Below are 24313 nucleotides of genomic sequence, written 5' to 3' on the forward strand. Positions count from 1 at the left end.
GGCTACCTATGACGGAATGCGCCGGAGAGGCCGCCGCTCCCGCCCGGCCGGGCGTGGGAACGGGGCCGCGCCGGCGGCGCCGGTCAGTTCCAGCGGGCCTTGTAGAAACGCGGGAACTCGTCGCCGTCGACCGAGAAGTTCAGGTCCTTGGACTGCACGGCGTTGAGCGAGTGGTTCCACAGCGGCACCCAGTAGGCCTGTTCGGCCACGATCTTCTGGGCGGCGGCGTAGTTCTTGGCGCGCAGCTCGCGGTCCACGGAGGTGTCGGCGGTTTCCAGGTACTTGATGACTTCCGGGTTGCGCGCCTGGTCGTCCGGACCGCCGCGGAAGAAGTTGCTGGTCGACAGCGCCGCGTCGGCGATGCCGTAGGAGCCCCAGTTGGACGACAGCATGGCGATCTTGCCTTCGCGCCAGTTGGTCATGGCGGTGCCGTACTGCTGTTCGACCAGGTTCAGCTTGATGCCGGCCTGCGCCATCTGCGCGGCGGCGGCGTCCAGGATGGCGCGCGGCGGGGCAGAGATCACCAGGTCCAGCGTCACGCCGTTGGGGTAGCCGGCCTGGGCCAGCAGCTGCTTGGCGCGGGCCGGATCGAACTTGTAGGACTGCACGTCGGCGGCGCAGCCGAACTGCGCCGGGTTGCAGGCCGCGTTGATCACCTTGGAGGCGCCGCCTACCAGGGCCTTGCGGATGGCTTCGCGGTCGATGGCGTAGTTGATGGCCTGGCGCACTTCCTGCTTGGCCAGCGGCGACTTGCCGTCGTCAGCGCGCGGGTTCAGCGAGATGTAGCTGATGCGCATGATGCTGCTGCTCTTGACCGTGACGGCCGGCTGCTTTTCCATGCGCTTGGCCACGTCCGGCGGCACGCGCCAGATCCAGTCCAGGCCGCCGGACAACATCTCGGCGTATTGGGTATTGGCGTCCGGCAGCACGCGCACCACCAGCTTCTGCACGGCGGGCTTGGGGCCGAAGTAGTCCTCGAAGCGCTCGTACACGTAGCGGCTGCCGGGCTGGCTTTCCACCAGGCGGTAGGGGCCGGTGCCGATGGGCTTGGCGCCCATGTCGGACTGGTTGGCCTCGTAGTACTTGCGCGGATAGATCGGCAGGTTTTCCGACAGCATTTCCAGCGCCAGCGGGTACGGCGTCTTCATCTTGATGCGGACGGTATCGTCGGAGGCCTTTTCGGCCTTGGCGATCCAGGCCACCTGGTTCTGGAAGCGCGCCTTGTAGCCTTCGGATGACACCAGGTTCAGGGTGTACAGCACGTCGTCGATGGTGAGCAACGAGCCGTCATGGAACTTCACGTCCTTGCGGATGGGCAGTTCGATCGTGGTGTCGTCCACGAACTTGTAGCCGGTGGCGATGGCCGGACCGAATTCGCCCGTGTCCTGGTTCTTCTGCAGCAGTCCCGAGAACACCATGCGCGCCAGCGCCAGGCCGGGACGGTCCGATTCCTTGTAGGCGTCCAGCGTGGCGGGCGCCGCGTCGAACGCGATGTTGAGGGAGTTGTCAGCCTTGTTGGCCTGGGCGGCATGGGCGCCAAGCGCCAATAGCGCCGCGCTCAAAAGCTTCACGGTACGGGTCAGCTGCATGTTTTCACCTTGATGTGTTTTAGGTATGGGACTTACGGGTACTGCGGAACTGCTGTTTGCGTATCGGCGGGCAAGCCGCTCCCCTTGCCGCAGGCGGCGCGTTCTGCGCCGGCGGTGCTTGTTCTGTCGGTAAGGGGAGGGGCCTGGCGTTCAGGCCGGGGTTCAGGCGTTCATCAAATCATCGGATCCCAGCGCTGCCGAAGTCTTCCCGCAGGCGGGCCAGGATGCCGACCAGGTGGTCGTGCATGGCGTGGCGCGCGCGGATGGGATCGCGGTCGGAAATGGCCGCGAGGATGCGTTCGTGTTCCTGCTGGGCTTCGCTCCACACCTTGGTGGTCACGAAGTGCTCTTCAAGACGGTTGAATACGGGACTCAGCGTGCTGAGGTGCCAGATATGGGAAATTGCCGCCGCCAGGGCGGCGTTGCCGCAGGCCGCGCCGATCGCGCTGTGGAAGGCGCGGTCGTGCACGCTTGGCGATTCGGTCAGGGACATGCCTTCGTGCGCGGCGCGGATCGCCGCGATCTGGGCGGGCGATGCCTTTTGCGCCGCCAGGGCTGCGCACTCGGGTTCCAGCAGCAAACGGGTTTCCAGCAGGTCGAAGGGGCCGATGTCGGTGGCTTCGACGCCGTTGGCGGCAACCGGCGCCTGCTGCGGCGACAGGTACTGGCCGTCTTCGCGCGCCGGGTTCACGAACACGCCCGTGCCTACGCGCACTTCCACATAGCCTTCGATTTCCAGCGCGATCAGCGCCTCGCGCACCGAGGCGCGGCTGACCTGCAACTGTTCAGCCAGTTCGCGCTCTGCCGGCAGCCGCCCGCCCGCGGGGAAGTCGCCCGCCTTGATGCGCGCGGCGATCTGGTCGGCAATCATGCGGTAGAGGCGGGTGGAGGCGACGGCCTGGAGAGAGGTCATTGTTGCGTTTGGATGAATGGTCGGGATGTAGAGGGTAATGGGTCTGCCCGGGCTTTGTCTTGCATGCCCCCCGGGCGATCACCGAGGGTGCCTGGATATCTGGTGGCCCAGTGGTCAGGCCACTGGACGAAATGTACCGGAGGCGCCCCGGCTTGTGAACCGGGCTTTTCCATTTCTAGGGAAAACCACTAGCGCGGCTTTTGCGCCACGGCAGCGGACTTGCGACCGGCGTCCGCGGCGGGACGCCGACGGCGCGCGGGGTCAGCCCGAAGCCAGTCCGCCGAAGAAGCGCGAGGCGTTCGATTCCAGGCCTTCGATGTAATAGCCGCCCTCTTGCACGATCAGGGTGGGCAGCGCCAGGCCGCCGACTTCCCGGCCCAGGCGTTCGAAGCCGTTTTCGCTGACGGCGACCATGGCCTGCGGGTCCTTCTCGAAGATGTCGAAGCCCAGCGACAGCACCAGGGCGTCGGGTTGGAACAGTTCGATGGCGCGGCGCGCCTCTCCCAGCTTGTCGAAGAACACCGATTCCGGCGAGCCATGGGGCATGGGCAGGTTGATGTTGTAGCCGTAGCCCGGGCCGGCGCCGCGCTCGTCCTCGTAGCCCGCGACGACGGGATAGAAGTTCTCGGGATCGCCGTGGATGGACACATACAGGACGTCGCTGCGTTCGTAGAAGATCTCCTGGATCCCCTGGCCGTGGTGCATGTCGGTGTCCAGGATCGCCACGCGCGGAAAGCGCGAGGTCAGGCGCTGCGCGGCGATCGCGGCGTTGTTCAGGTAGCAGAAGCCGCCGGCCGCGTCGCGCCGCGCGTGATGTCCGGGCGGACGGCAGATGGCGTAGGCGTGGCGCTCGCCCGCCAACAGCGCATCGGCGCCGGCGATGGCGCATTGCGCCGACCAGTAGGCAGAGTGCCAGGTGTGCTGGCCGACCGGGCAGCTGCCGTCGGCCAGGTAACGCGCGGCCTGGGCCAGCACGCCGCGCAAGGCGTTGGGTTGGCGCACGAAGACGTTGGAGACGACCTCGTCGCCCCAATCGTCGGGCAATTGCTTCCAGGCGGAGTGCGCCCCTTGCAGGAAACGCAGGTAGTCCAGCGTGTGGACCGCCGAGATCGCGCCCGCGCCCTGGTCTGGCGGCGCCTGCACGTCAAAGCCCAGCTTGCGCGCGGCCTCGGCCAACGCGTCCAGGCGCGATGGCACTTCCTGGGGCGTGCGCATCTTGCCGCGCGAGAAATAGGTCTGCGGATGGTGCAGTTTCTGGTCGTCGTGGAAGTATGCCTTCATGCGGGGTGACACCTGGTTGCGGGTTGACGCGACGCCGGCCGGGTCTGTCGTCCCGGGCAGGCGGCCAAGACGACGTTATACGTGGCCGCGCTGCGAAGGACAATTGGCAACACCCAGGATTCAGCGCAAGGCGGCGCGCGCGGCGGTCTCCAGACTTACCAGGCGCTCATGGAGCTTGCCGCGGTCCTGGGCTGCCGCATACTGCCCCATCTGCATGCAGAGGTCGGCCACGGCGGTCTTTCCTATCATGGCGAACGCGCCGCGGATCGAATGGCATTGTTCGCGCACGCCTTGAAAGTCCGCTCGCGCCAGCGCGTCGCGGATGGCCGCCAGCGAGAAGCCCAGGCTGGAGTCCAGCGCCGCCAGGACGGCGGGATCCGGCGGCAACGCCGCCGGCTCGGCAAGCCCCGCGGGCTCTTCATTCAGCCGCGCCCGCGGAATGTGCTCGCTTATGACGCGCCGTAGCGTACGCAGCGACATGGGCTTGAGCAGCACCGCGTCGAAGTCCGCCTGACTGTTGTGCAGTTCGTCCGGCTCCACGTGCGCCGTGACCGCGACGACCGGCAGCCTGGGGCCGCGTTCGCGCAGGAACTGCGCCAGCGCATAACCGTTGATCTCGGGCATGGAGATGTCCGTCAGCACCATGTCGTAGCGGCGCATCTTCACGCAGCGCATCGCCGCCGCCGCTCCTTCCGCCGCGTCTGCCGCGACGCCCAGGGCGGCCAGCTGGTCCAGGATCAGTTCGCGGTTGGCCGGATGGTCGTCGACCACCAGCACGCGGATGTCCTGAGGCAGGGCGTCGGGCGCAGGCGTTGCGGGGTCGTATGCGGACGGCGCAGCGTTCAGCGTTTGCGCGCAGGGATGCAAGGGCAGCGTCACCGTGAATATGGCGCCCCCGTCGGCGGGGCAGGCGACGGCGATCGTGCCGTCCATCATTTCCACCAGCTTCTTGCTGATCGGCAGGCCCAGCCCGGAGCCGCCGTAGCGGCGGTTTATCGAGCTGTCGGTCTGCGCGTACAGCGTGAACACGCGATCCGCCTGTTCGGGCGTCATCCCGATGCCTGTGTCGCGCACGCGCATGAGCATGGAATCCGCCAGCGCAGGGTCGCGCGCAGGCTCGACCGTGATTTCCACTGCGCCCGCGTCGGTGAACTTGAGGGCATTGCCGACCAGATTGACCAGAACCTGGCGTATCCGCGTCGGGTCGCCGGCATAGATCTGGGCCACCTCGCTGCCGACAGTGGCGGACAGTTGCACTCCCTTGGCGAGCGCGGCGGGCTTGAACATCGCGACGACCTGGGCGACAAGCTGCGGCAGGTCGAACGGTATGCGCTCGACCGTCATCTGCCCCGACTCCATGCGCGACACGTCCAGAATGTCGTTGATGAGATCGACCAGTGCGCGCGAAGCGTTGCGGACGGTGCGCAGACGCCCGCCCTGGCCGGCGGCGGCCGGATCCCGGTCCAGCAGTTCCAGGTGGCCCAGGACCAGGCTCAGGGGAGTGCGGATCTCGTGGCTCATGCTGGCCAGGAAGACGGACTTTGCCCGCGCTGCATCGATCGCGGCGATGCGCGCGTCCTCGCGCTTCTTTTCGATGTCCTTGCGGGCCGTGGCGTCCGAGAAGCTGCACAGCAGCACGTCATCGCCGTGATAGCGGGTCTTGACGATGTTGACCAGCAGTTCGCATTCGCGGCCATCGTCCAGCGTCAGGGTAAGTTCGCGGTCGCGCTGCAGCCAGGCCTCGCGGTCGCCGCGGGCGTGGCAGTCACGCAGCAAGGCATGCAGCGACACGCCTGGCGCGGCGCGGGCAGCGTAACGCTGCATCATCGCGTTTTGCAGCAGCGCCTCGCCGCTTGCGCAGGACACCAGTCCCACGCCGAACTGCGCCGATGCGATGATGGAGCGGTTCATGTGCTCGCTTTCAAACACATGCTGCGAACGGCGGTACACGGGGGCCAGGGCCTTGCGGCTGAACCACAGCAAGAGCGCCCAGAGCGTCCCGAGCAGCAGCACGGTTACGGTCAGGTATAGCGTGAGGCTGGGCAGAAGCGCAGCCGCGACGGTGCGCCAGGAATAGGCATACACCAGGGTCCAACCGGTATCGAGCAACCGCGCGCCGACGCTGAACACGCCGTCCTGATAGCGCGTCAGGGGTTCTTGCGCCGCCTGCTTCCACGGATGCGACGCCAGCGCGATCCGGCTGGGCGTATCCAGGCCTGCGGCGGATTGCGCGCGGTCGGACTCGAGCAGGATGCCGCCATTGCCGTCGACCAGCGCCACGGCGGTGCCCGCGGGGATGTCATCCAGGCGGGCTGCCAGGGCGCTGACGGGGTAGTCGCTGACGAAGATCATGAACGGCTGGGGCCCGTCGAACGCGGGTTCGACCAGCTTGATCACGTTTTGGCCCGTCAGCGGATTGATTGCGGGCGGCTGCCAGAGGATGCGCCGGCTGGTCTCCCATTGTTTGGCCACGGCGGGATCGGACAGCATGCCGAGGTCATAGGACAGTTGGCCGATGAGACCGGCGGTGTCCGCCGCGCCCAGGTGCTCGAGCAACTGCGCATAGGGCGTGGAGGGCGCGGGCATCAGGGCCAGGAAACTCAGGTCCGGACTGTAGCCGTAAGCCGTCAGCGGCAGCTTTCTTTCGCGCTCGCTGGCCGTCGCGGTGAACGCCTGCAGTTCCGTCATGCCCAGGTAGCGGGCGTAGCTGGTCGGGGGCGAGGCGGCCGTGACGCTGCCGGCCGCCAGAATGGATGGCAGGCCCGCGCCGACCTGCAGCCGCGCGTGGCCGCCGCCAGCGCGGAAAGCCGCCTCGGTTTCGGGCGTGGGCGCGGGGCGCGCCTGCCAGAGCAGCTCCGCATGGATGACGCCGCGCCGCATGGCCGTCTGCTTGCCTTCGAGGTCCAGCGCCACCTGGGACTGGTGCGCGACGAGTTCCGTGTGCAGCCTGGAGATGGCGGCATGCGCGGAGTGATAAAGCACCAGGCACGCCGCGACCACGATCAGGACGGACAGCACGATGCCGCCTCCGAACAGCATCACGGAGTGATAGCGGGCGAGGAGGCTGAGTTCCCTGGCATGTCGCGCACCAGCGCTGAGCAGGTTTTGAGGATCGCCAAGGCTGGCCGTGGCGGTGGTATTCGGCATATCGGTGTATCGGTTGGGACTGCGCGCGCGGATGTGTGGCGCGCGCGATGCAGAAGCGAAGAATCCCATGAAATTCCCGCTTGCTATCCATTTTCAGGGCTATATTTGCATTTGTTTTCCAGTATTCGGATTCGTCCTATATCAATGGCTTACGAACTAGGACACGGCTGATGAATTCGCCCCTGGACAGGACTGCGGGCAGGGCGCGGACGGCTACGCCGGCTCAGGCTCGGAGCGCGCAACGCAACTCCATCGCACCGCAGCGAACCGCCTGTTCCGCTCAAGCCCGCACCGCCTGTTTGCCCGGCGTCAAGGCCGGCTTCGAGGTGGCCTGCAGGCCACGCTTCGCGCTTCCAGACTTGCCGCCGCGCAAGAGGCTGTTGTGCCACGGCCGGGGCGGCGGCTCCGCGCTCTCAATTCCGAGACCTGGCAGTCGTTATCCGGTCATGAATGAAGAATATGCGGCGCCCTTGCCGCATTTGTTGAGGAGTTGACATGAGGCATCCTGCGAGGATTTCTGTTCGTATGGTCATGGCAAGCGTGTTGGCGGCGGGCGTGATGCCCTGGGCGGCGCATGCCGCCGGAGGGATGGTCTCGTTCACCGGCGGCATTTCCGCAGCTTCATATACGCGCACGCTGGCGCCGACGGCGGCAGGCGCCGCCATGCAGTTCCAGGGCGCGCGCGTCGAGCGCAGCAGCGCGACCGTCAGCCTCGTCAGTCTGGACGCATCGTCATATGCCCTGGCTTGCGCAGGCATGGGCAAGCAGCAGGCCGCGACCTGCCATCTGCCCGCGGGCGGCGGCGCGCTGGCCTTGACCGCAAGCCGAACGCATCCGCCGGCCGGGCCCGCCAAGGCGGTCGTCATGCTGGCCTACGACTAGCCGGCGGCTGGCGGAGCCCGCCGTGGTCGGGCGGGCTCCGCCTTTCAATATTCGCTGACGCCATTAGGGCGAATACAATGCAGCGCCCCGGCAGCGCGCCGGACCAGAGGGTCGGACATGGACGAATTCAAGATCAAGGTGATGCTGGCGGATGACCATCCCGGCATGGTCGCGGGCGTACAGCACGCGCTGGCCGAAGTGCCCACGATTGCGCTGGTGGGCGCGGCCGCCAACTCCACCGAGCTGGTCGCATTGCTGGACCGTACGCCCTGCGACGTGGTGGTATCCGACTACTCCATGCCCGCGGGCGATTTCGGCGATGGAGCATCGCTGTTCGGCTTGTTGCAACGGCGCTATCCGCAACTGAAGCTGGTGGTCCTGACCATGCTGGACAACGCGGCGGTCCTGCACACGCTGGTCACGCTGGGCATAGGCGGCATCGTCAGCAAGTCTGACGCGCTGGCGCACTTGATACCCGCCATCCACGCCGCGCATACCGGCGGCAAGTACTATTCGCCCAGCGCCAACAAGGTAATCCAGGGCATAGACTGGAACCGGCGGGGACGCAATCCAGAAAGCGTGTTGAGCCAGCGCGAATCCGAGGTCGTGCGGCTGTATGCCTCGGGCCTGACGATCAATGAAATCGCCGAGCGCCTGCATCGCAGCAAGAAGACCATCAGCACCCAGAAGGCCAAGGCCATGGAAAAGCTCGGCATCGAACGTGAGGTCGACCTGTTCCGGTATGCGATGGAGAACGGCCTGACAGCCACGCTGGCCGCGGACTCCGCGTCCCCAGTGCAGGAGCCGGCGGAAGGCGCGCAGGGTTGAGGCCGGCCGCTTGCCCCGGCTTATGACGATGCAGGCGCTTGGTCCATTGCGCCTGCCGGGCTTCCCGACGGATTGGCGCTGACCAGTCCCGATTCGATGCCGTAGCGCAGCAGTTCAATGTCGCGCTCCAACCCCAGCTTTAGCATGGCGGTGCCTTTCTGCGTACTGATGGTCTTCTTGCTGCGATGCAGGCGCTCGGCGATTTCGTTGATTGTCAGGCCGGATACGAACAGGCGCACCACTTCCAGCTCGCGCCGGGTCAGCATGTGGATCCCATAGTCGCCGCGGTCCAGCGCATTGGCCAGATCGGCGATCCGCGGCGAAAGATAGCGGCCGTTGGCATGGGCGCCATGTATCGCGGGCAACAGATGATTCAACGAATCGGACTTGCTGAGGACGGCGGGAATGCCCAGGTTCAATAGCGAATGCACGATGCCGGGGCTTTCCAGCATGGTCAGCACGACGATCTTCAGGCCGGGGTAGCGCTGGCGGATCAGGCCGAACAGGGTGATGCCGTCGCCGAAATGGCCGCCCGGCATGGAATAGTCGGAGATCAGCACCTCGCACGGATGCCGGCTCAGCATCTCCATCAGCTCGGTGGAGTCGCGGGCCGCGCCGATCACGGATACGGTGCTGCTGGATGCGAGCGTGTGTTGCACGCCGGCGCGCACGGCGGGATGGTCGTCGGCGAGCACGACGCGTAGATTCAGAGGCTTCATGATGGAACAGGGTGGGACCAGGCTGGCGAGGCGGCCAGGCGCGGCGAGGCGGCGCAGGACAGACTGTAGAGGCGCGTGGTCTGGCGGATAAGCAGCCGAGTCCGATTGCAGGCCCGGTTCGGATAGGACTAAGCCTATTTTTCGGCGTCGCGGGGGTGGCGCCCTGCGAGGGCTGCCAGCGCCATGGGTTCGAACACGTCCAAGGCCTCAGCCAAGGCATCGGTGCGCCGGTTGCGCGCCAGGTCTTCCATCTGTGCGCACCGGTCTGCCAGCGCCGTTTCGTGAATCATGGCGTAGGCCCCGCGCAGCGAGTGCAGATGCGCTCCCGCCTCGGACTCGGCGGGCGCATTGCCGGTCCGGATCGCCGCGAGTTCCTTGCGGATGGCTGCGAGCGACTGGTGCAGCGAGCGCGTCAGTGCCTCATGGACTCGCGCAGGCAGCGGGCCTTGTGCGATCTCGTCCCGGGCGCGCGGGCGCGGGGCAGGCGCCGGGGCGCCGCGCAGCAGGCGCCGGATGGCGGCATCCAGCTTGTCCAGCAGCAGGGGTTTGACCAGCACCGTGTCGATGCCGGCGTCGCGGCATTGCTGGTGCTCCTGCGCGCCGACGTGGGCGGTGTAGGCGATGATGGGCACTTGCGCGCCTTGCGCGCGCAGGCAGCGGGCCAAGGCATAGCCGTCCATGCCGGGCATGTTCACGTCGGTGATGACCAGGCCGTAGGCCTGTTCCATGAAGCGCGCCAAGGCCGCGCTGCCATCCGCCGCCAGGTCCGCCTGATAGCCCAGGGTCTCCAGCTGTATTTTCATGAGCTCGCGGTTGGCGGGGTTGTCATCGATCACCAGGATGCGGGCGGCAAGCGGCTGCTCCGGTTCCAGCGGCGCCGTGCTCGCCGGAACTGCGGCATCCGGGGCCTCGGCGGGTGCGGGGGGCAAGGGGAGCGTGACGAGGAAGGTGCTGCCTTCCTGCGGCTTGCTGGTGACGGCTATGCTGCCGTGCATGAGCGTGGCCAGCCGGCCGCATAGCGCCAGGCCCAGCCCCGTGCCGCCGTAGCGCCGGGCGATGGAGGAATCCGCCTGGGTGAACGGCCGGAACAGCACGGCTTGCTGCGCCGGGGTCATGCCGATGCCCGTGTCGCTGACGCCGATCACGATAGGGGTGTCGGGCGCATCGTCGTCCTGGCGGTAGACCTCAAGAAGCACATCGCCGTGGGATGTGAATTTGATGGCGTTGCCGACCAGGTTGAACATGATCTGGCGGATGCGCGTGGGGTCGCCCAGATAGCGGGGCGCCAAGCCGTCGTCTATGCTGCAATCCAGCTCCAGGCCCTTGGCTTGAGCGGCCGGCGTGAAAACGGCGACGACTTGCCGGGCGGCTTCCGCGAGGTCGAAAGGAATCGACTCGACGCTCATCTGGCCGGATTCGACCTTGGAGAAATCCAGAATGTCGTTGATGATCTCCAGCAGCGTGGCCGAGGAGGACGTCACCGCCCGCAGGCGCTCGCTCTGGGCGGGCTGCAGGCCAGAGCGCTCGAGCAGTTCGAGATTGCCCAGGATGGCGTTCAGCGGCGTGCGGATTTCGTGGCTCATGGTGGCCAGGAAGGCGGATTTGGCCTGATTCGCGGTGTCGGCGGCGACGCGGGCTTCGTCCAGTTTCTGTTCAAGTTGCTTGCGGGCCGTGATGTCGGTGAAGTTGCACAGCAGCACGTCCACGCCCTGGTACTTGGTCCGCACCGCGTTCACCAGCAGATCGCTGTGGCTGCCGCCGATGCGTGGATGGGCCAGTTCCAGCTCGGCGTGCCAGCCGGCGGCGTCCGAAGCGCCGCCATACAGGGCGAGCAGACGCGCATGCAAGGGCGGGCTGCCGGGCGCTGCGCTGGCGGCATAATCCTGCATGACCTCGTTCTGCAACAGCACTTCGCCCGTGTTCAGCGACAGCAGCGCAAGGCCCGAGGGCGCGGTGGCGACCATGGTGCGGTTCAGGTTCTCGCTTTCGAATATGCGCTGTGAGCGGGCATAGCCGGGCTTGAAGACCTTGCGGTCGAGCAGCAGCAGTACCGCCCAGACGAACGTCACCATCAGCAGCGTCGCGAGCGCGTAGCCGGCCAGCCTGGGCCATAGGTCGGCGACTATGGTGCGCCAGGAAAAGGCGTAGGTCAGGCGCCAGCCGGATTCGGAAACCTGGTCGCCGAGGATGAACAGGCCGTCGCGGTAACGCACCTCCGACGGCGCGACCGGATCCGATCGCGTTGCGTCCAGCATCCTGGCAGCGATCTTCGCGTCTTGCTCTTCCATGGCCACAGGCAGGAGCTGGCGCCCGTCCTGGTCGACGATCAGGGCTGCCTCTTCGTAGCGCGTTGTCGTCAGATAGGCGTTCAGCGTATCGGCAGGATAGATGGCAACAAAGATGGCGAATATGCGGCCCTGGCTGCTTGCGGCCTGGTACAGCCGCAGGGACAGCTTGCGCGTCAAGGGATCGACGGCGGGCGGCAGCCAGCGCGGTCCGCCTGCCGCCATCAGGCGCTGCTGGATCTCGGGCGATTCCAGGTCGCCCAGGTCGGGGGCGATCGTCCGGATCAGTTCCGCGACGTCTTTCGCGCCCACCAGCGCCAGCGGATCCACGGTGTCGGACATGGGACCCACGCCGAGGAAGCCGCGGTCGGGGCTGTAGAAGAAGCCGCTGACCGAAAGCGCCTTGGCGTAGGCCGCAGCGGAATAGCTGATCTCGTCGGTCAGATGCAGATAGGGCAGGTAGGCGGCGGCGGGCCGGCCGGGTTCGATGTCGGCCAGGGCCACCACCGGAGGAAAGTTGGGGTTGCGCTGGAATTCCATGCGCCCTTGCAGGCGCGCGAAAGTCTGCACCAGGTCGGGGGCCGCGGACGACACGCGTGCGGGCCAGGCGTACTCCTCGTGCGAAAGACCGATGCGGAATGCGCCCTCGCGCACGCCCAGCGCCGTCTGCAACAGCGCTTTGCGCACCACGAAGCCGGCATAGCGTTCCGCGACGTAATCCTTGGCTTGCGCGAACAGCATGACGCCAGCGACTGTCAGCAGGACCAAGGTTGTGACGGCGCCACCCACATATAGCAGCGCCCGTTGATAGCGGTTCAGGATGCTGATGGCGCTGCGCGACGGCCGGCCGGCGGTCTCGGGCTCAGGGGCGTCTTGGATCTGCGCGGCCATGCTGGGTTCGGCTCCGCCGGAATGGGTGACGCCATGATAGAGCCAAACAGGCCGGAACCGGCAATATAGGACTCGGCTGATTTCCGTTCCCGGCGGCGGGTGGAACAATGAATTCGTCGGCAGTTCGCTGCCTGGCCTTCCGCCCGCAGGCGCCTCGCCGCCGCGCCATGGGCGCTTCGTTCTCCGGGACCATCATGCTCAAATCCGCCCTAGTTGTCGACCAAGACGAATTCCAACGTGCCGCGCTGGCGCGGATGCTGGGCAAGATCGGCGTGCCTGAAGTGGCGACGGCGCACGACGGCGCGTCGGCCGTGGCGGCGATCCAGCAGCAGCAATGGGATCTGGTCATTGTCGATCTGGACATGGCGGACCGCACCGGGCTGCAGATGATCGATGCGCTGGCCGATGCCGGCGGTTGCGGCGGCATCGCGATCGCCAGCAGCCATCCGACCCGGATCCTGCAGGCGGCGGCGACCTACGCCCGGAATCGCGGCCTGCCCATCATCGCCGCGCTGGGCAAGCCGCTGGAGGCGGCCTGCCTGATTTCGATGATCGAATCCCTGGCCCGGACCGCGCTGGCCGATGGCGAGGCGACGTTGCGCGCCGCGGCGCAGAGCAGCGGCGTCGCGCTGGCCGGCCTGGACACCGAACGTCTGCGCCGCGCCCTGGCGCAGCGCGAGATTGCTGCGTACTTCCAGCCACAGCATTGCGTGTCGACGGGCGAACTGCGCGGCGCTGAAATGCTGGCGCGCTGGGTCGCGGATGACGGCGCGATGATTCCTCCGGCCGCTTTCCTGCCGGCTTTCGAGGCGGCGGGCTTGCTGGGGTCGCTGACCGACTACATGTTGGCGCGCGCCTTCGAGGCGCAGCGCGAACTGGGCGGCCGGCCCGATTGCGTCATCAGCATCAACGTGCCCGCGGCCGTCGCAAGTTCCATCTGCTGGGCCCAGGACGTGGCCGACCGGGCCGAATTCGCCGGCGTGGATCCGAGCCGCATCGTCATCGAGATCACCGAGGACGGTGGCGCGCGCTCCAACGGGGCGCTGGCGGGCGCCATCACGCAACTGCGCTTGCGCGGCTTCAGCTGCGCGATCGACGACTTCGGCACCGGCGACTCCTCGCTCGACCGGTTGCTGTGCGCGCCTTTCGACGAATTGAAGATCGATCGCGACATGATCGCCCGGGCGCGCCGCCATCGCCATGCCCAGGATGTCCTGGCCTGCACCGTCGAGATGGCGCGGTCGCTGGACATGACGGTGGTGGCCGAAGGCATCGAGAGCCAGGAGGACTACGACATGGTGCGCGCCTTGGGCGCGCAGGTCACGCAAGGGTACTTCCATGGCAGGCCGATGCCGCTAGGGGCATTCAGCCAGTACGCGCTCAGCCAGGGAGTCATCGGGCATGGGATCCTGCGGATGTACGCGAACGCCTGAAGCGGGCCGTGTACCGTATCGCAGGCTGGTCGCGGATAGCGATCAGGCCCCCGCCAGCACCACCAGCACCGCCAGGCACAGCAGCAGTCCGAACGCCGCCAGCGCGTAGGGCAGCAACTGCACATACACGCCGCGCTCTTCGCCGCGGCCATGCGCCAGGCCTGCCGCGATCGACATCCGCACCGGTGAAAAAATTCCCATCGACGTGCCCGACACATGCAGCAGCGCGGCCGCAGCCGGCACGCTCAGGCCCGCATTCAAGGCCAGCGACAGTTGCGCAGGCATGAAGAGGCTGTTGGGCGCGTTGCCGCTGTTGGCCAGGATGCCGAATACGCCGGCCAGCAGCGGCGTGATCAATATGGTCCAGTCCTTCAGGCTGGCGAACAGGCCGTCGGCATACGCTTGCGAGATGCCGGCGCCGGCCAGGACTTCGGCCATCATGGCGAACAGGAACACGGAGTACACCGCGTGCCGTCCCGTGGTCCAGGCCGCGCGCGCCTGCGTCGCGAGCAGGTCGCGCTGGCGGCAAATGGCGGCCATGAGCACGGCGCCCACGATCAGCCAACTGCCGGCATGCAGCAGCGGCATCCAGCCGGGCAGGTCCGGGAACGGCTTGAACGCAGCCAGACCGGCCAGGCCGCCGTTCAAGCCTGGCAGCAAGCGCGTGGCCACCAGCCAAGCAATCATCAGGATATAGGGCAGCGCCTTGCGCGCCGCCGCCATCATCCGGGGCCGGTCGGGCCGGCGGTCCAGCAGGAAGCGCAGCACGATGAGCGGGCCGTAGGCCGACAGCAGCGCGGTTTCCGGTCCCAATAGCGCTGTCGCGGCGCTCAGGGCCGCCAGGCTCGCGATCATCCAGACGGCTTCGCGCACATGCTCCGCGGGTTCAGCGCGCAAGCCTGCGCGCCTGGCGGTGCGCCAGTACAGCAGCATCCACAATACCGTCAGCAAGGCGACCGGCGCCATGCCGTACAGCGCCAGCTCCGTGGCCGGGACGCGCGCATAGGCCGACGCCAGCAGCGTGCCGCTGCCCATGGCGCCCCAAGGGATCAGGGTCTGGCTCAGCAGCGCGAACACCATGGTTTCGCGCGGCTTCAAATTCAAAGGCCGGATCAGCAGCACCGTTCCCAGCATGCCCACGCCGAAGCCAGTGGCCGCTTCGGCGAAAGGGCCGACCAGGAAACAGGCAAAGAACAGCAGCCGGCGGCGCGCCAGCGGATGGGCCAGTGCGGTGTTTGCGCCGTCCGCCGCCGCGTGCGGCGCGCGTCCTTGTGCCGCCATGTTCCAGAACAGCAGCCCGCCCAGGATGTACGGCGTGATGATCCCGCCTATCCAGAGGCCGCGTTCCAGCGCCACCCCGAGCTGGCCGGTGGTGAAGGAGGCGGGCGCCGCATACAGGGCGATGGGCACGGCGGCCAGCAGGCCCAGCAAGGCGGCGGCCGTGGTGTTCAGGCGTCCGCTGGCGATGGCGCCGATGACGGCCAGGGCGGGTAGCGACCACAGTAGGTACATCATGGATTGAGCGTGTGCATGGCGGGGTCCGGGACAGGCTTGGCGCGTAGCAGTGTATGCCGAGAGCCGCGCCGCGGCGGTTCATGCCTGCCCGATCGCGGGGTCTTTTGGAAGGCGCGGCAACCGTACGCTGCGTCCCGCGTCTGGAACGCGGGACGATGATAAAAATGCCGCAACCTGCGGGGGCGGGTTCAGAAGTCCAGCGTGGCGTGGGGCCAGCGCTTCGTCGCCACCAGCTCGCGCGCTACCTGGCGCAGGATCTCGACCGCCGCCTTGGTGGCGCGCGAGGCCGGCCGATCCGAAGGGTGGGCCAGGATGCGGCGCAGGCTGAGGCCGTCGATGGGCTGGGCGGACAGGCGGCCTGCCTCGATGTCTTCCAGCACGGTTGCGGCGAAGTGCACGGTCACGCCGACCTTTTCCTTTATGAGGCGCTTGGCGACTTCCATGGTTTCGACTTCCACCACCGGATTCAGATGCACCCCGGCGTGCGCCGCCTGGGCCTCGAGCTCGAGCCGCACGCCGGACTTGGCCAGGCCGGTCATCACCAGCGGCAGCTCGGCCAGGTCGCGCACGCCGATCCGCGCGGGCCGGGCCTTGCGATGCGAGGGCGGTTCGATGAGGCACATGCCTTCGGTCAGGAAGGGATAGGTGAGCAGGTTGGCGACGGGAACCGGACCGTTGAGCATGGCCAGGTCCACCTGGCCCTTGAGCAGCATTTCGTGCAGCGTGGGAGAGAAGGCTTGAACGAAGCGCAGCCGGACTTCGGGGAGCTGTTCCTGCACGGCGCGAGTCAGGGGCACGGCCAGCGTCATTGCGAGTCCGGGAGAAAGACCGATGACGACGGGGCCGCTGGGATGGCGTTGCAGGGCAGACATGTCCTGCTTGAGCTGTTCGGCGTAGCGCAGCAGGAAAGAAGCGCGTTCCAGCAGGAAGGCGGCTTCTTCGGTGGGCGACGCGCCGCGCGAATGGCGCACGAAGAGCTGGACGCCGAGCTCTTCTTCCAGCAGCTGGATCTGGCGCGTAAGCGCGGGCTGCGCCACATGCAGGACGCTTGCGGCGCGGCCGAAATGCCCCTGGTTGGCCAGAACGACAAAGTAGCGAAGTTGCCGCAGATCCATTTCCGTAGCAGCCCTATGTGGCGGATTGAGTCATAACAAAATTATATGGGAGCGGTAAGAAAATGGTAGTGGACGCTGCATCGGGGTGAGCTTTAACTTGCACCAGCCGCGAGAAAAGCCGCAGCACCTCTCTCTTTAAAGCTCATCAGAAAAAGGAATGACATGGATATCAATGCTCAGGAAATGGAAGCCACCCGCATCGCGCGCTGGGGCAAGGTCGAGCCCTACCGGGAGACCTTCATCGAAAGCCGCCTGCCCGGCATGAAGAAGAACATCTACAAGATCATGAACCGCGGCGTGCTGGAGAACAAAGGCGTGGAGCCAGCCATCCCCGGCAACCACCGCTTTGGCGTGACCTTCATCGAAATTCCCGTGGGGCAGGGCGCCAGCCTGCATGCGCACAAGACCGAGGAAGTCTTCTGCCCTCTGAACGGTCAGATGGAAGTGATCTGGGGCGAGAAGGGCGAGCACTCGGTGATGCTGAACCAGTGGGACGTGATTTCCTGCCCCATCGGCGTGATGCGCGGATTCCGCAATCCCAACCCGCATGCCCTGGTCGTCTATTCCGTCGTCGGCGGCACCGACGAGGAATGCGGGCGCATTGCCTGGCATCCCGACGTGGTGCGCGCCGCCGAGAACACCGGCCTGGTCTACGGCACCGACGGCTTCCTGAAAGAGAAAGCGGAAAGCTGATGCCGGACGATGGCCTGCGCCGGCCAGGTGCGGCGCCATCGATAACAAAGAGAACAACAGAGGAGACATGGAATGAGCGATGACTATGGCGTATCCCGGCTGATTGCAAGAAGACGCGTGTTGCGGGCCGTCGCCTGTACGGGCGCGCTTTGCGCGGTGCCTGCGATGGGCCGGGCCAAGCAGCTCGTTCCGTTCTTCGGCAGGAGTTCGCGCACGCCGGTGCGCCTGGTGGTGCCGTTCGCCCCCGGAGGCTCCACGGACATCGTCGCGCGCCTGCTGGCCGCGCAGCTGCCGGCCTATCTGGGGCAGAGCGTGATCGTGGAGAACCGCCCAGGCGCAGGCGGCAATATCGGCGTGGCCTCGGTCGCCCGGGCGCAGGCGGACGGCGGCACGCTGCTGCTGGTGTCGTCCTCGTTCGTCACGAATCCTGCCATCGCCGCAGAACGGCCCGCCTACGATCCGGTGCGCGACTTCGCGCCGGTGAGCCTGGCGGTGAGTTCCCCGGACGTCATCGTGGTCCGCGCCGAAAGCCGGCTTGCCGCGCTCAAGGATCTGCTGGACGCTGCCGCCCGGGATCCCGGCACGCTCACGTACGCCACGCCGGGCAACGGCAACAGCGTGCATCTGGCTGCCGAACTGCTGTGGCGGCGCGCGGGTGTCAAGGCTTTGCACGTCCCGTACTCGGGCGCGGCGCCCGCAGTGCTGGCGGCGCTGGGAGGCCAGGTCGACTGCGCCTTTGCCGCGCTGCCCGCGGCGCAGGCGTTTCTCGCCGACGGCCGGCTCAGGGCCTTGGCCGTGGGCGGGGAAGAGCGCTGGCCGGCGCTTTCCGGCGTGCCGACGATCGCACAAGCCGGCTTCGCCGATTTCCGCTCGGAAACCATGCAGGCGCTGTTCGCCCCGGCGGGCACGCCGGCCGCCACGGTCGAACGCATCAACAAGGCGGTGGCCGAAGCGCTGGGCAAAGAGCCGGTGCGCAGGCAGCTCGACGGGCTCGGATTTCGCGTCATCGCCAGTTCTTCAGCGGCGCTGAAGGCCAGGGTGGCGCAGGAGGTCCCGCAATGGGCTGCCGTGGCGGCCCAGGCGGGAATAAGCGCCGACTGAAGCGCGGCACGCAAATTTCATTAGTCAGACTACAGGGTTGAATGTTTATGAGTCATGCCAATTCCTGCGCGGACACGCGCGCCGCCGGCGAACAGCGCGCCATACCCGCCACGCCGCAAGCGTTGCTGCAAGCCGTTCTTGCGGCCAACCAGGCCACGGACCCGCGCACCCGCGAGGTTCTTGATTCCCTGATCCGCCACCTGCACGCGTTTGCGGCGGACGTGAAACTGAGCTACGAGGAACTGCACCGGGGCCTGGATTTCATGGTGCGAGTGGGCCAGGCCACCAATCCGCTGCGGCACGAAGGCATCCTGCTGGCCGACATCCTGGGCGTGGCCACGCTGGTCCTGTTGATGGACGCCGAGGGCGTGCTGGAGGCCGGCGGCACGGAGCCCGCGCTGATCGGGCCGTTCTGGCGCGCCAACCAGCCCGTGCTCGAAAACGGTTCCAAGATCGCCACCGAGGATACGACCGGCGATCGGCTGCTGGTGACGGGGCGCATCTGCACGCTGGATGGCCAGCCGCTGGCCGGCGCGCGCCTGGAAACCTGGCAGGCCGCGCCCAGCGGCCTGTACGAAAACCAGGATCCCGAGCAGGAAGACATGAACCTGCGGGCCGTGTTCATGACTGACGCGGACGGCCGCTTCTGGTTCGACAGCGTCAAGCCCGCCGGCTACGGCGTGCCCATCGACGGCCCCTGCGGCGACCTGCTGGCGCTGCAGCAGCGCAACCACATGCGGCCCGCGCACCTGCACTTCATCGCCTCGGCGCCCGGCCACAAGGTGTTGACCACCCAGATCTTCGACGCCAACGACGCCTACGCGTATAGCGATGCGGCATTCGGCGCGGTGGGGTCGCTGCTGCGGAAGTTCGAAGCGACGGGCGACGGCACCTACCGCCTGGACGTGGAGCTCAAGCTCGAGCCGGGCGAAACGCGCATGCCCAAGCCGCCGCTTTCCTGATCCGGCTTTCCCCGCTTTCGACCTCAATCCCGGCGCGGCTTGCCGCGCCTTGGGCAGCCTTTGCCCGCAACAACCAGAACCCGAGACAGACATGAGCAAGAAAATCCAAGCCCTGCGCGTGATCGAACGCGTTTCCACCGTCGCCGAGCTGCGGCCGGCCCTGGTCGACATCTCCGTGCCGCAGGCGCCGGAAGGCCATGCCGTGGTCGAAGTCAGCGCGGCCGGGATCAATCCCAGCGACGTCAAGGCGGCGATGGGCATGATGCCTTACGCGATCTGGCCGCGCACGCCCGGACGCGACTACGCGGGCAAGGTGATAGCCGGACCCGCGGAATGGATGGGGCAGGAGGTGTGGGGCACGGGCGGCGACCTGGGCATTACGCGCGACGGGACCCACGCGCGCTACCTGGTGCTGCCTGTGGCCGCCTTGGTGCGCAGGCCTGCCCACATCGCCGCGGCCAGCGCCGCCATGGCGGGCGTGCCGTTTGTCACCGCCTATGAAGGGCTGCGCCGCGCCGGCCTGTCTGGCCCGGGCCAGACGGTGGTGGTGTTCGGCTCGAACGGCAAGGTCGGGCAGGCCGCCATCCAGCTGGCCAGTCGCGCCGGCGCCCGGGTGATCGGGGTGGAGCGCGGCGGCGAAGGCTACGTCGGCCATGCGGTTTCAGGCGTGTCGGTCATCGATGGCAGCCGCGACGGGATCGCCCAGCGTGTCATGGAGCTGACCAGCCAGACGGGCGCGGACATTGCCTACAACACGGTGGGCTCGCCGTACTTCGCCGCGGCGCTGGAATCGTTGAAGGTGGGCGGGCGGCAGATCGTCATTTCCACCCCTGACCGCAACGTGCCCTTCGACATCCAGGCCTTCTACCGCCGCGACCTCCAATTGATCGGCGTGGACAGCCTGAAGCTGGACTCGGCCCGCTGCGCCGCGGTGTTCCGCGAGCTGCTGCCCGGCTTCGAGGACGGCAGCCTGCAGTCCTTTCCGGTCAGTCCGGCCGCCGTGGTGCCGCTGGCGCAAGCCCGCGAGGCCTACATCAAGGTGCTGGAAGGCGCGCAGGACCGGCCCGTCCTCGCCCCCTGATCCGCGACCCGCTTTATCCGGCCGATCGCCTGTCCGTCATGGGCGATCGGCTTTTTTTTCGCGCAGCAGAAGCATAAAAGGAGACAAACCATGACACTGCACCGCAGACATTTTCTTCAATACGCGACGGCCCTGGCCGGCGTCGTGGGGCTTAGCGCCACGCTGCAGGCCCAGCCGGACTATCCGGCGCGCCCCATCAGGATGGTAGTGCCGTTCACGGCGGGGTCGACCACCGATGTCATCGGCAGGACGGTGGCGGAACAGCTGGAGAAGAAACTCGGCCAGCCGGTGGTGGTGGAGAACCGGCCGGGCGCAGGCGGCGTGCTGGGCGCCACCATGGTGGCGGGCGCCGCGGCCGATGGCTACACGGTGCTGGTGCACTCCGCCGCCCACGTGGCCAACCAGTCGCTCTACGCCAACCTCAAATACGACACCCTCAAGGACTTCACGCCCGTGACCATGCTGGCCTCGATGCCGAACGTGATCGTGGCGTCGAACGCGCGCAACTTCAAGTCGCTGAAGGACCTGGTGGAGCGCGCCCGCGCCGAACCCGACCAATATACCTACGGCTCGTCCGGCAGCGGCAGCGGCGCGCACATCGCGGGCGAAAAGTTCAGGGCCGCGACTGGCATCCAGGCTATCCACGTGCCGTACCGCGGCACGCCGGAGGCGGTCAACGACGTGATCGCCGGCCGGGTCGACTGGTTCTTCCTGCCATTGCCGCTGGCGCTGCCCATGGTCAAGGCTGGCAAGCTGACCGCGCTGGCGATCAGCGCCGACCACCGCTCGCCCGCGTTGCCGGACGTGCCCACGACAGCAGAGGCTGGCTACCGCGACGTGGACCAGCTGTTCTGGGTGGCCATGTTCGTGCCGGCCGCGACGCCGCCGGCGGTCCTGGCCAAGCTGCATGCCGGCACCGAACAGGCGCTGCGCTCGGACGCCACGCGCGAGCGCTTCGACAACCTGGGGGCCGAGCCCGCGCCCATGCCGCAGCAGCAATTCGCCGAGCTGATCGGCCGCGAAATGGAAAGCACCGGCAGCCTGATCCGCGGCGCCGGCATACGCGTCGGCAATTGAGTCGGGGAAACTGGGGGGAATATGTCAATAATCAGAAGAATCGGGCTGTTGGGAGCCTGTGCGCTTGCGGGACCGGCGCTTGCGCAATCGTCGTCGCTGACCCTGTTCGGCCACATCGACCTGAACGTGACCAGCGCCACCGCGGGCAGCACGTCCAAGATCGGCATGGACCAGGGCGGCTACATGCTGCCCAGCCGCATCGGCATGCGCGGCACCGAGAATCTGGGCAACGGCAACTCGGTGGGGTTCTGGCTGGAGGCGCCCATCCTGCCGAATAGTGGCGGGCCGCAAGGCCTGAACTGGACACGGCGTTCGACCATCAGCTTGAGCAACGAGCGCTACGGCGAACTGCGGCTGGGGCGGGACTACACCGCGGCGTTCTGGAACGTGTCCTCGTTCTCGCCCTTCGGCACCGTGGGCGTGGGCGGCAGCAGCAACATCATCAAGGGCTGGCCCTTGGGGATGGAGGGCGCCACCACGCTCTCGCGCGCCAGCAACATGGTGGCGTACTTCCTGCCGAAGAAACTCGGCGGGATATACGGACACCTGAACTATGCGCGCGAAGAAGACCTGCGCGGCGCCGACTATGCCGGCGGGCGGCTGGGCTACCAGTCCGGTCCGCTCAATGTCGCCGCCGCATACGGCAGGACGTCGATGGGCAGCGGCGAGCACTACGAAACCGCGACCCTGGGCGCCAGCTATGACTTCCGCGTGGTGAAGCTGTTTGCCAACTACCTGCAGCAGAAGATCGGGTCGGACAAGCAGCACGTGGCCCTGGCGGGCGCGTCGGTGCCTGTGGGTGGCGGCCACGTGAAGCTGTCGTACTCCCGTTCCACCCAGAGCGGACAGTACGAAGGGGACGACGCCCAGCAGTTTGCGCTGGGCTACACCTACGCGCTCAGCAAGCGCACGGTGCTGTACACGGCGGCGTCCTTCATCAAGAACGAGGGCAATGCCGCCTTCGTGACCGGGGACGTCGCGCCGGAAGGCGTGCCGGGCGCGAACTCGAAGGGCTTCCAGGTCGGGATCAGCCACTCGTTCTGAGCGTGATGCGCTGCGGCCCCGCCCAGTGCGGGGCCGCAATTTTTTATTGGACCGCCTTCGCAGGCGCCGCCGGCAACACCCCGGCATCATGCACCGGCTTGCCGCCCAGCAGCGTGAGCACCGAATTGATGGCGTGGATCTGGTCCGCCGGCATCGTCAGGTAGGGCTGGTCCAGCACCGCCAGGTCGGCCAGCTTGCCGGCGTTCAGTTGCCCGCGGTCGTCTTCGTCGAATGCCAGCCAGGCTGCCTGGCGCGTGTAGAGCGCCAGCGCTTCCTCCCGCGTGAGCAAGGCGCCGGGCTCGCGCAGCACGGTGGCGCCGATGGCGCGTCCCTGCACGTGGTACTCCACGGCCTGCCAGACGCCAGCCACGCCGATGCGGGTCGAATCGGTGCCGCCCGCGACCGGCAGACCCAGGTCCAGCGCCGTGCGCACCGGCGGCGAATCCTGCTCCGCCCCCTTGGGATTGGCCTCGCGTATCGCCTCGCCCTCGAAGTACGGACCCATCTGCACCGTATAGGCCAGCCCCAAACGCGCCATGCGTTCCAGCGTGCGGCGCGAGCCGGTGTTCAGGTGGGCGATGGACCAGCGCAGCGGGCGCAGGTCGTGGTCGCGGCCGACTTCCTCGAACACGTCGAGGATGGCGCTGGCGGCATCGTCGGTGTAGGCGTGGATCTCGAGCGGGATGCGGCGTTCGGCCGCGTAGCGGGCGATGCGGGCGAGTTCCTGGCGCGCTTCGGCCGGCGGGTTGAATCCCGGGCCCATGCGCACGCCGTCGTTCATGGCGGATACCAGGTTTTCACCCAATCCCAGGAACGCGAGTTTGCCGTCGTCGTGGCGCGGCGGGCGGAAGGCCATGATGTCGCGGAACCATTGCGCCTCGCCGCCCGCGCGCATGGCCGAGATCCGGTAACCCGCGCGCACGGTGAGTTCGCCACGGTCGCGCAGCGCGTAGAGCGGCTCGTAGGCTTCAGCGCCGCCGGCCGACGGATCGATGAAGCCCGTCAGCCCGCGCGCGTTCATGGCGCGCAGAAAGGCTTGCAGCCCGGCGGGGCGGTCGGCGGTATGGCTCAGGCGGGCGAACAGCGCGTTGAACGGGCCGATGCCGCCCAGCAGCCTGCCGGTGGCGCGGCCCTGCGCGTCGCGCTCGACCGTGATGCCGTGCAGTTCCGGCGGCTGCGGGCCGTCCAGGCCCAGGGCTTCGATGCCGCGGCTATTGAGCAGGGCGTAGTCGTACAGGTATTGGACATAGGCGGGATGCCGGGGGACCGCCTGGTCCAGGTCGGCGCGGGTGGGCGCGCGGCGCTCGCGGAATTGCCGCGGATGCCAGGATCCGACCACCGCGACCCAATGGTCGCGCGGGCGTTGCGCGGCGTCGCGCGCCAGCCGGCCCAGCGCGTCTGCCAGGCTGGGTGCGTCGTACCAGTAGGTTTCGAACGCATAGGTCTGGCCGCCGCGGATGGCGTGGATATGCGTGTCGATGAGGCCGGGTATCACCGTGCGGCCCTGCAGGTCCAACTGGCGCGTGGCCGGTCCGACGTGTTGCTCGACATCGCCGTCCCCGCCCACCGCCACGATGCGTTCGCCCTGGATCGCCAGGGCCGTTGCGCGCGGCGCCGCGGGGTCCATGGTGATGATCTGGCCATTGCGCAGCACCAGGTCGGCGTCGCGGCTGTGGGCGGCGCAGGGCAGCGCGGCTGCCAATGCGAGGACAAGCGCCGTGGTTCTTTTCATGTGTCGTCTCCGGTCATCGAGGGGG

Annotated in this window: 18 protein-coding genes; 9 read left to right on the forward strand and 9 right to left on the reverse strand. The window is 67.4% G+C overall.

The features are described from left to right. Nucleotides 1-83: 83 nt before the first annotated feature. From IB268_RS11780 to IB268_RS11795, 4 genes are all read right to left on the reverse strand, one after another. Nucleotides 84-1589 carry an ABC transporter substrate-binding protein gene (locus IB268_RS11780; RefSeq protein ID WP_054454475.1) on the reverse strand — a complete coding sequence of 502 codons (1506 nt, stop codon included), beginning with the start codon at nt 1587-1589 and terminating at the stop codon, nt 84-86. A 178-nt stretch (nt 1590-1767) separates the two neighbouring features. Further along, on the reverse strand, nt 1768-2502 hold the full coding sequence (locus IB268_RS11785) for a FadR/GntR family transcriptional regulator (RefSeq protein ID WP_054454472.1): 735 nt from the start codon (nt 2500-2502) through the stop codon (nt 1768-1770). Nucleotides 2503-2763: 261 nt separating this feature from the next. Further along, nucleotides 2764-3783, reverse strand: a complete 1020-nt coding sequence (locus IB268_RS11790; RefSeq protein WP_119451495.1) for a histone deacetylase family protein — start codon at nt 3781-3783, stop codon at nt 2764-2766. A 120-nt stretch (nt 3784-3903) separates the two neighbouring features. After that, complete coding sequence (locus tag IB268_RS11795; RefSeq protein WP_192354280.1) at nt 3904-6930, reverse strand: sensor histidine kinase; 3027 nt, start codon at nt 6928-6930, stop codon at nt 3904-3906. A 525-nt stretch (nt 6931-7455) separates the two neighbouring features. On the opposite strand from IB268_RS11795, the gene IB268_RS11800 reads away from it, so the two are divergent. Then, nucleotides 7456-7812, forward strand: coding sequence for a hypothetical protein (locus IB268_RS11800; RefSeq protein WP_192354281.1), 357 nt, complete (start codon nt 7456-7458; stop codon nt 7810-7812). A gap of 117 nt (nt 7813-7929) precedes the next feature. Continuing rightward, nucleotides 7930-8640, forward strand: coding sequence for a response regulator transcription factor (locus IB268_RS11805; RefSeq protein ID WP_175180924.1), 711 nt, complete (start codon nt 7930-7932; stop codon nt 8638-8640). Between the two features lie 20 nt (nt 8641-8660). On the opposite strand, the gene IB268_RS11810 is transcribed toward IB268_RS11805, so the two are convergent. Further along, nucleotides 8661-9359, reverse strand: a complete 699-nt coding sequence (locus IB268_RS11810) for a response regulator transcription factor (RefSeq protein ID WP_192354282.1) — start codon at nt 9357-9359, stop codon at nt 8661-8663. Nucleotides 9360-9493: 134 nt separating this feature from the next. Next, complete coding sequence (locus IB268_RS11815; protein WP_225591360.1) at nt 9494-12535, reverse strand: hybrid sensor histidine kinase/response regulator; 3042 nt, start codon at nt 12533-12535, stop codon at nt 9494-9496. Nucleotides 12536-12729: 194 nt separating this feature from the next. Here IB268_RS11815 and IB268_RS11820 point away from each other — a divergent pair, with 194 nt between their 5' ends. Next, the gene (locus tag IB268_RS11820; protein WP_175162780.1) at nt 12730-13968 is read left to right on the forward strand and encodes an EAL domain-containing protein; all 1239 of its coding nucleotides are present in this window, start codon (nt 12730-12732) and stop codon (nt 13966-13968) included. A gap of 42 nt (nt 13969-14010) precedes the next feature. Here the strand turns inward: IB268_RS11820 and IB268_RS11825 are convergent, their stop codons facing one another. Beyond that, complete coding sequence (locus IB268_RS11825) at nt 14011-15483, reverse strand: hypothetical protein (RefSeq protein WP_119451494.1); 1473 nt, start codon at nt 15481-15483, stop codon at nt 14011-14013. Nucleotides 15484-15671: 188 nt separating this feature from the next. Beyond that, complete coding sequence (locus IB268_RS11830; protein WP_192354283.1) at nt 15672-16598, reverse strand: LysR family transcriptional regulator; 927 nt, start codon at nt 16596-16598, stop codon at nt 15672-15674. Nucleotides 16599-16760: 162 nt separating this feature from the next. Here IB268_RS11830 and IB268_RS11835 point away from each other — a divergent pair, with 162 nt between their 5' ends. The 6 genes from IB268_RS11835 to IB268_RS11860 all read left to right on the forward strand — a co-directional run bounded on the left by IB268_RS11835 (nt 16761) and on the right by IB268_RS11860 (nt 22556). Next, on the forward strand, nt 16761-17291 hold the full coding sequence (locus IB268_RS11835) for a cupin (RefSeq protein WP_054454462.1): 531 nt from the start codon (nt 16761-16763) through the stop codon (nt 17289-17291). Nucleotides 17292-17363: 72 nt separating this feature from the next. Continuing rightward, nucleotides 17364-18392: a tripartite tricarboxylate transporter substrate-binding protein gene (locus IB268_RS11840; protein ID WP_192354284.1), complete on the forward strand. Its 1029-nt coding sequence runs from the start codon at nt 17364-17366 to the stop codon at nt 18390-18392. Between the two features lie 47 nt (nt 18393-18439). Beyond that, on the forward strand, nt 18440-19354 hold the full coding sequence (locus IB268_RS11845) for a dioxygenase (protein WP_082401000.1): 915 nt from the start codon (nt 18440-18442) through the stop codon (nt 19352-19354). Nucleotides 19355-19445: 91 nt separating this feature from the next. Beyond that, nucleotides 19446-20435, forward strand: coding sequence for a zinc-binding alcohol dehydrogenase family protein (locus tag IB268_RS11850; protein WP_119451491.1), 990 nt, complete (start codon nt 19446-19448; stop codon nt 20433-20435). 90 nt (nt 20436-20525) lie between these two features. Next, on the forward strand, nt 20526-21512 hold the full coding sequence (locus IB268_RS11855) for a tripartite tricarboxylate transporter substrate binding protein (RefSeq protein WP_192352103.1): 987 nt from the start codon (nt 20526-20528) through the stop codon (nt 21510-21512). Between the two features lie 21 nt (nt 21513-21533). Continuing rightward, entirely contained in the window at nt 21534-22556 is a 1023-nt protein-coding gene (locus IB268_RS11860) for a porin (RefSeq protein ID WP_175180928.1), read from the forward strand. A gap of 43 nt (nt 22557-22599) precedes the next feature. Here the strand turns inward: IB268_RS11860 and IB268_RS11865 are convergent, their stop codons facing one another. Then, the gene (locus IB268_RS11865) at nt 22600-24288 is read right to left on the reverse strand and encodes an amidohydrolase (RefSeq protein ID WP_192354285.1); all 1689 of its coding nucleotides are present in this window, start codon (nt 24286-24288) and stop codon (nt 22600-22602) included. Between the last annotated feature and the right edge of the window lie 25 nt (nt 24289-24313).

The organism is Achromobacter sp. ACM01 (genome assembly GCF_014851745.1).
Taxonomy (GTDB): domain Bacteria; phylum Pseudomonadota; class Gammaproteobacteria; order Burkholderiales; family Burkholderiaceae_B; genus Achromobacter; species Achromobacter aegrifaciens.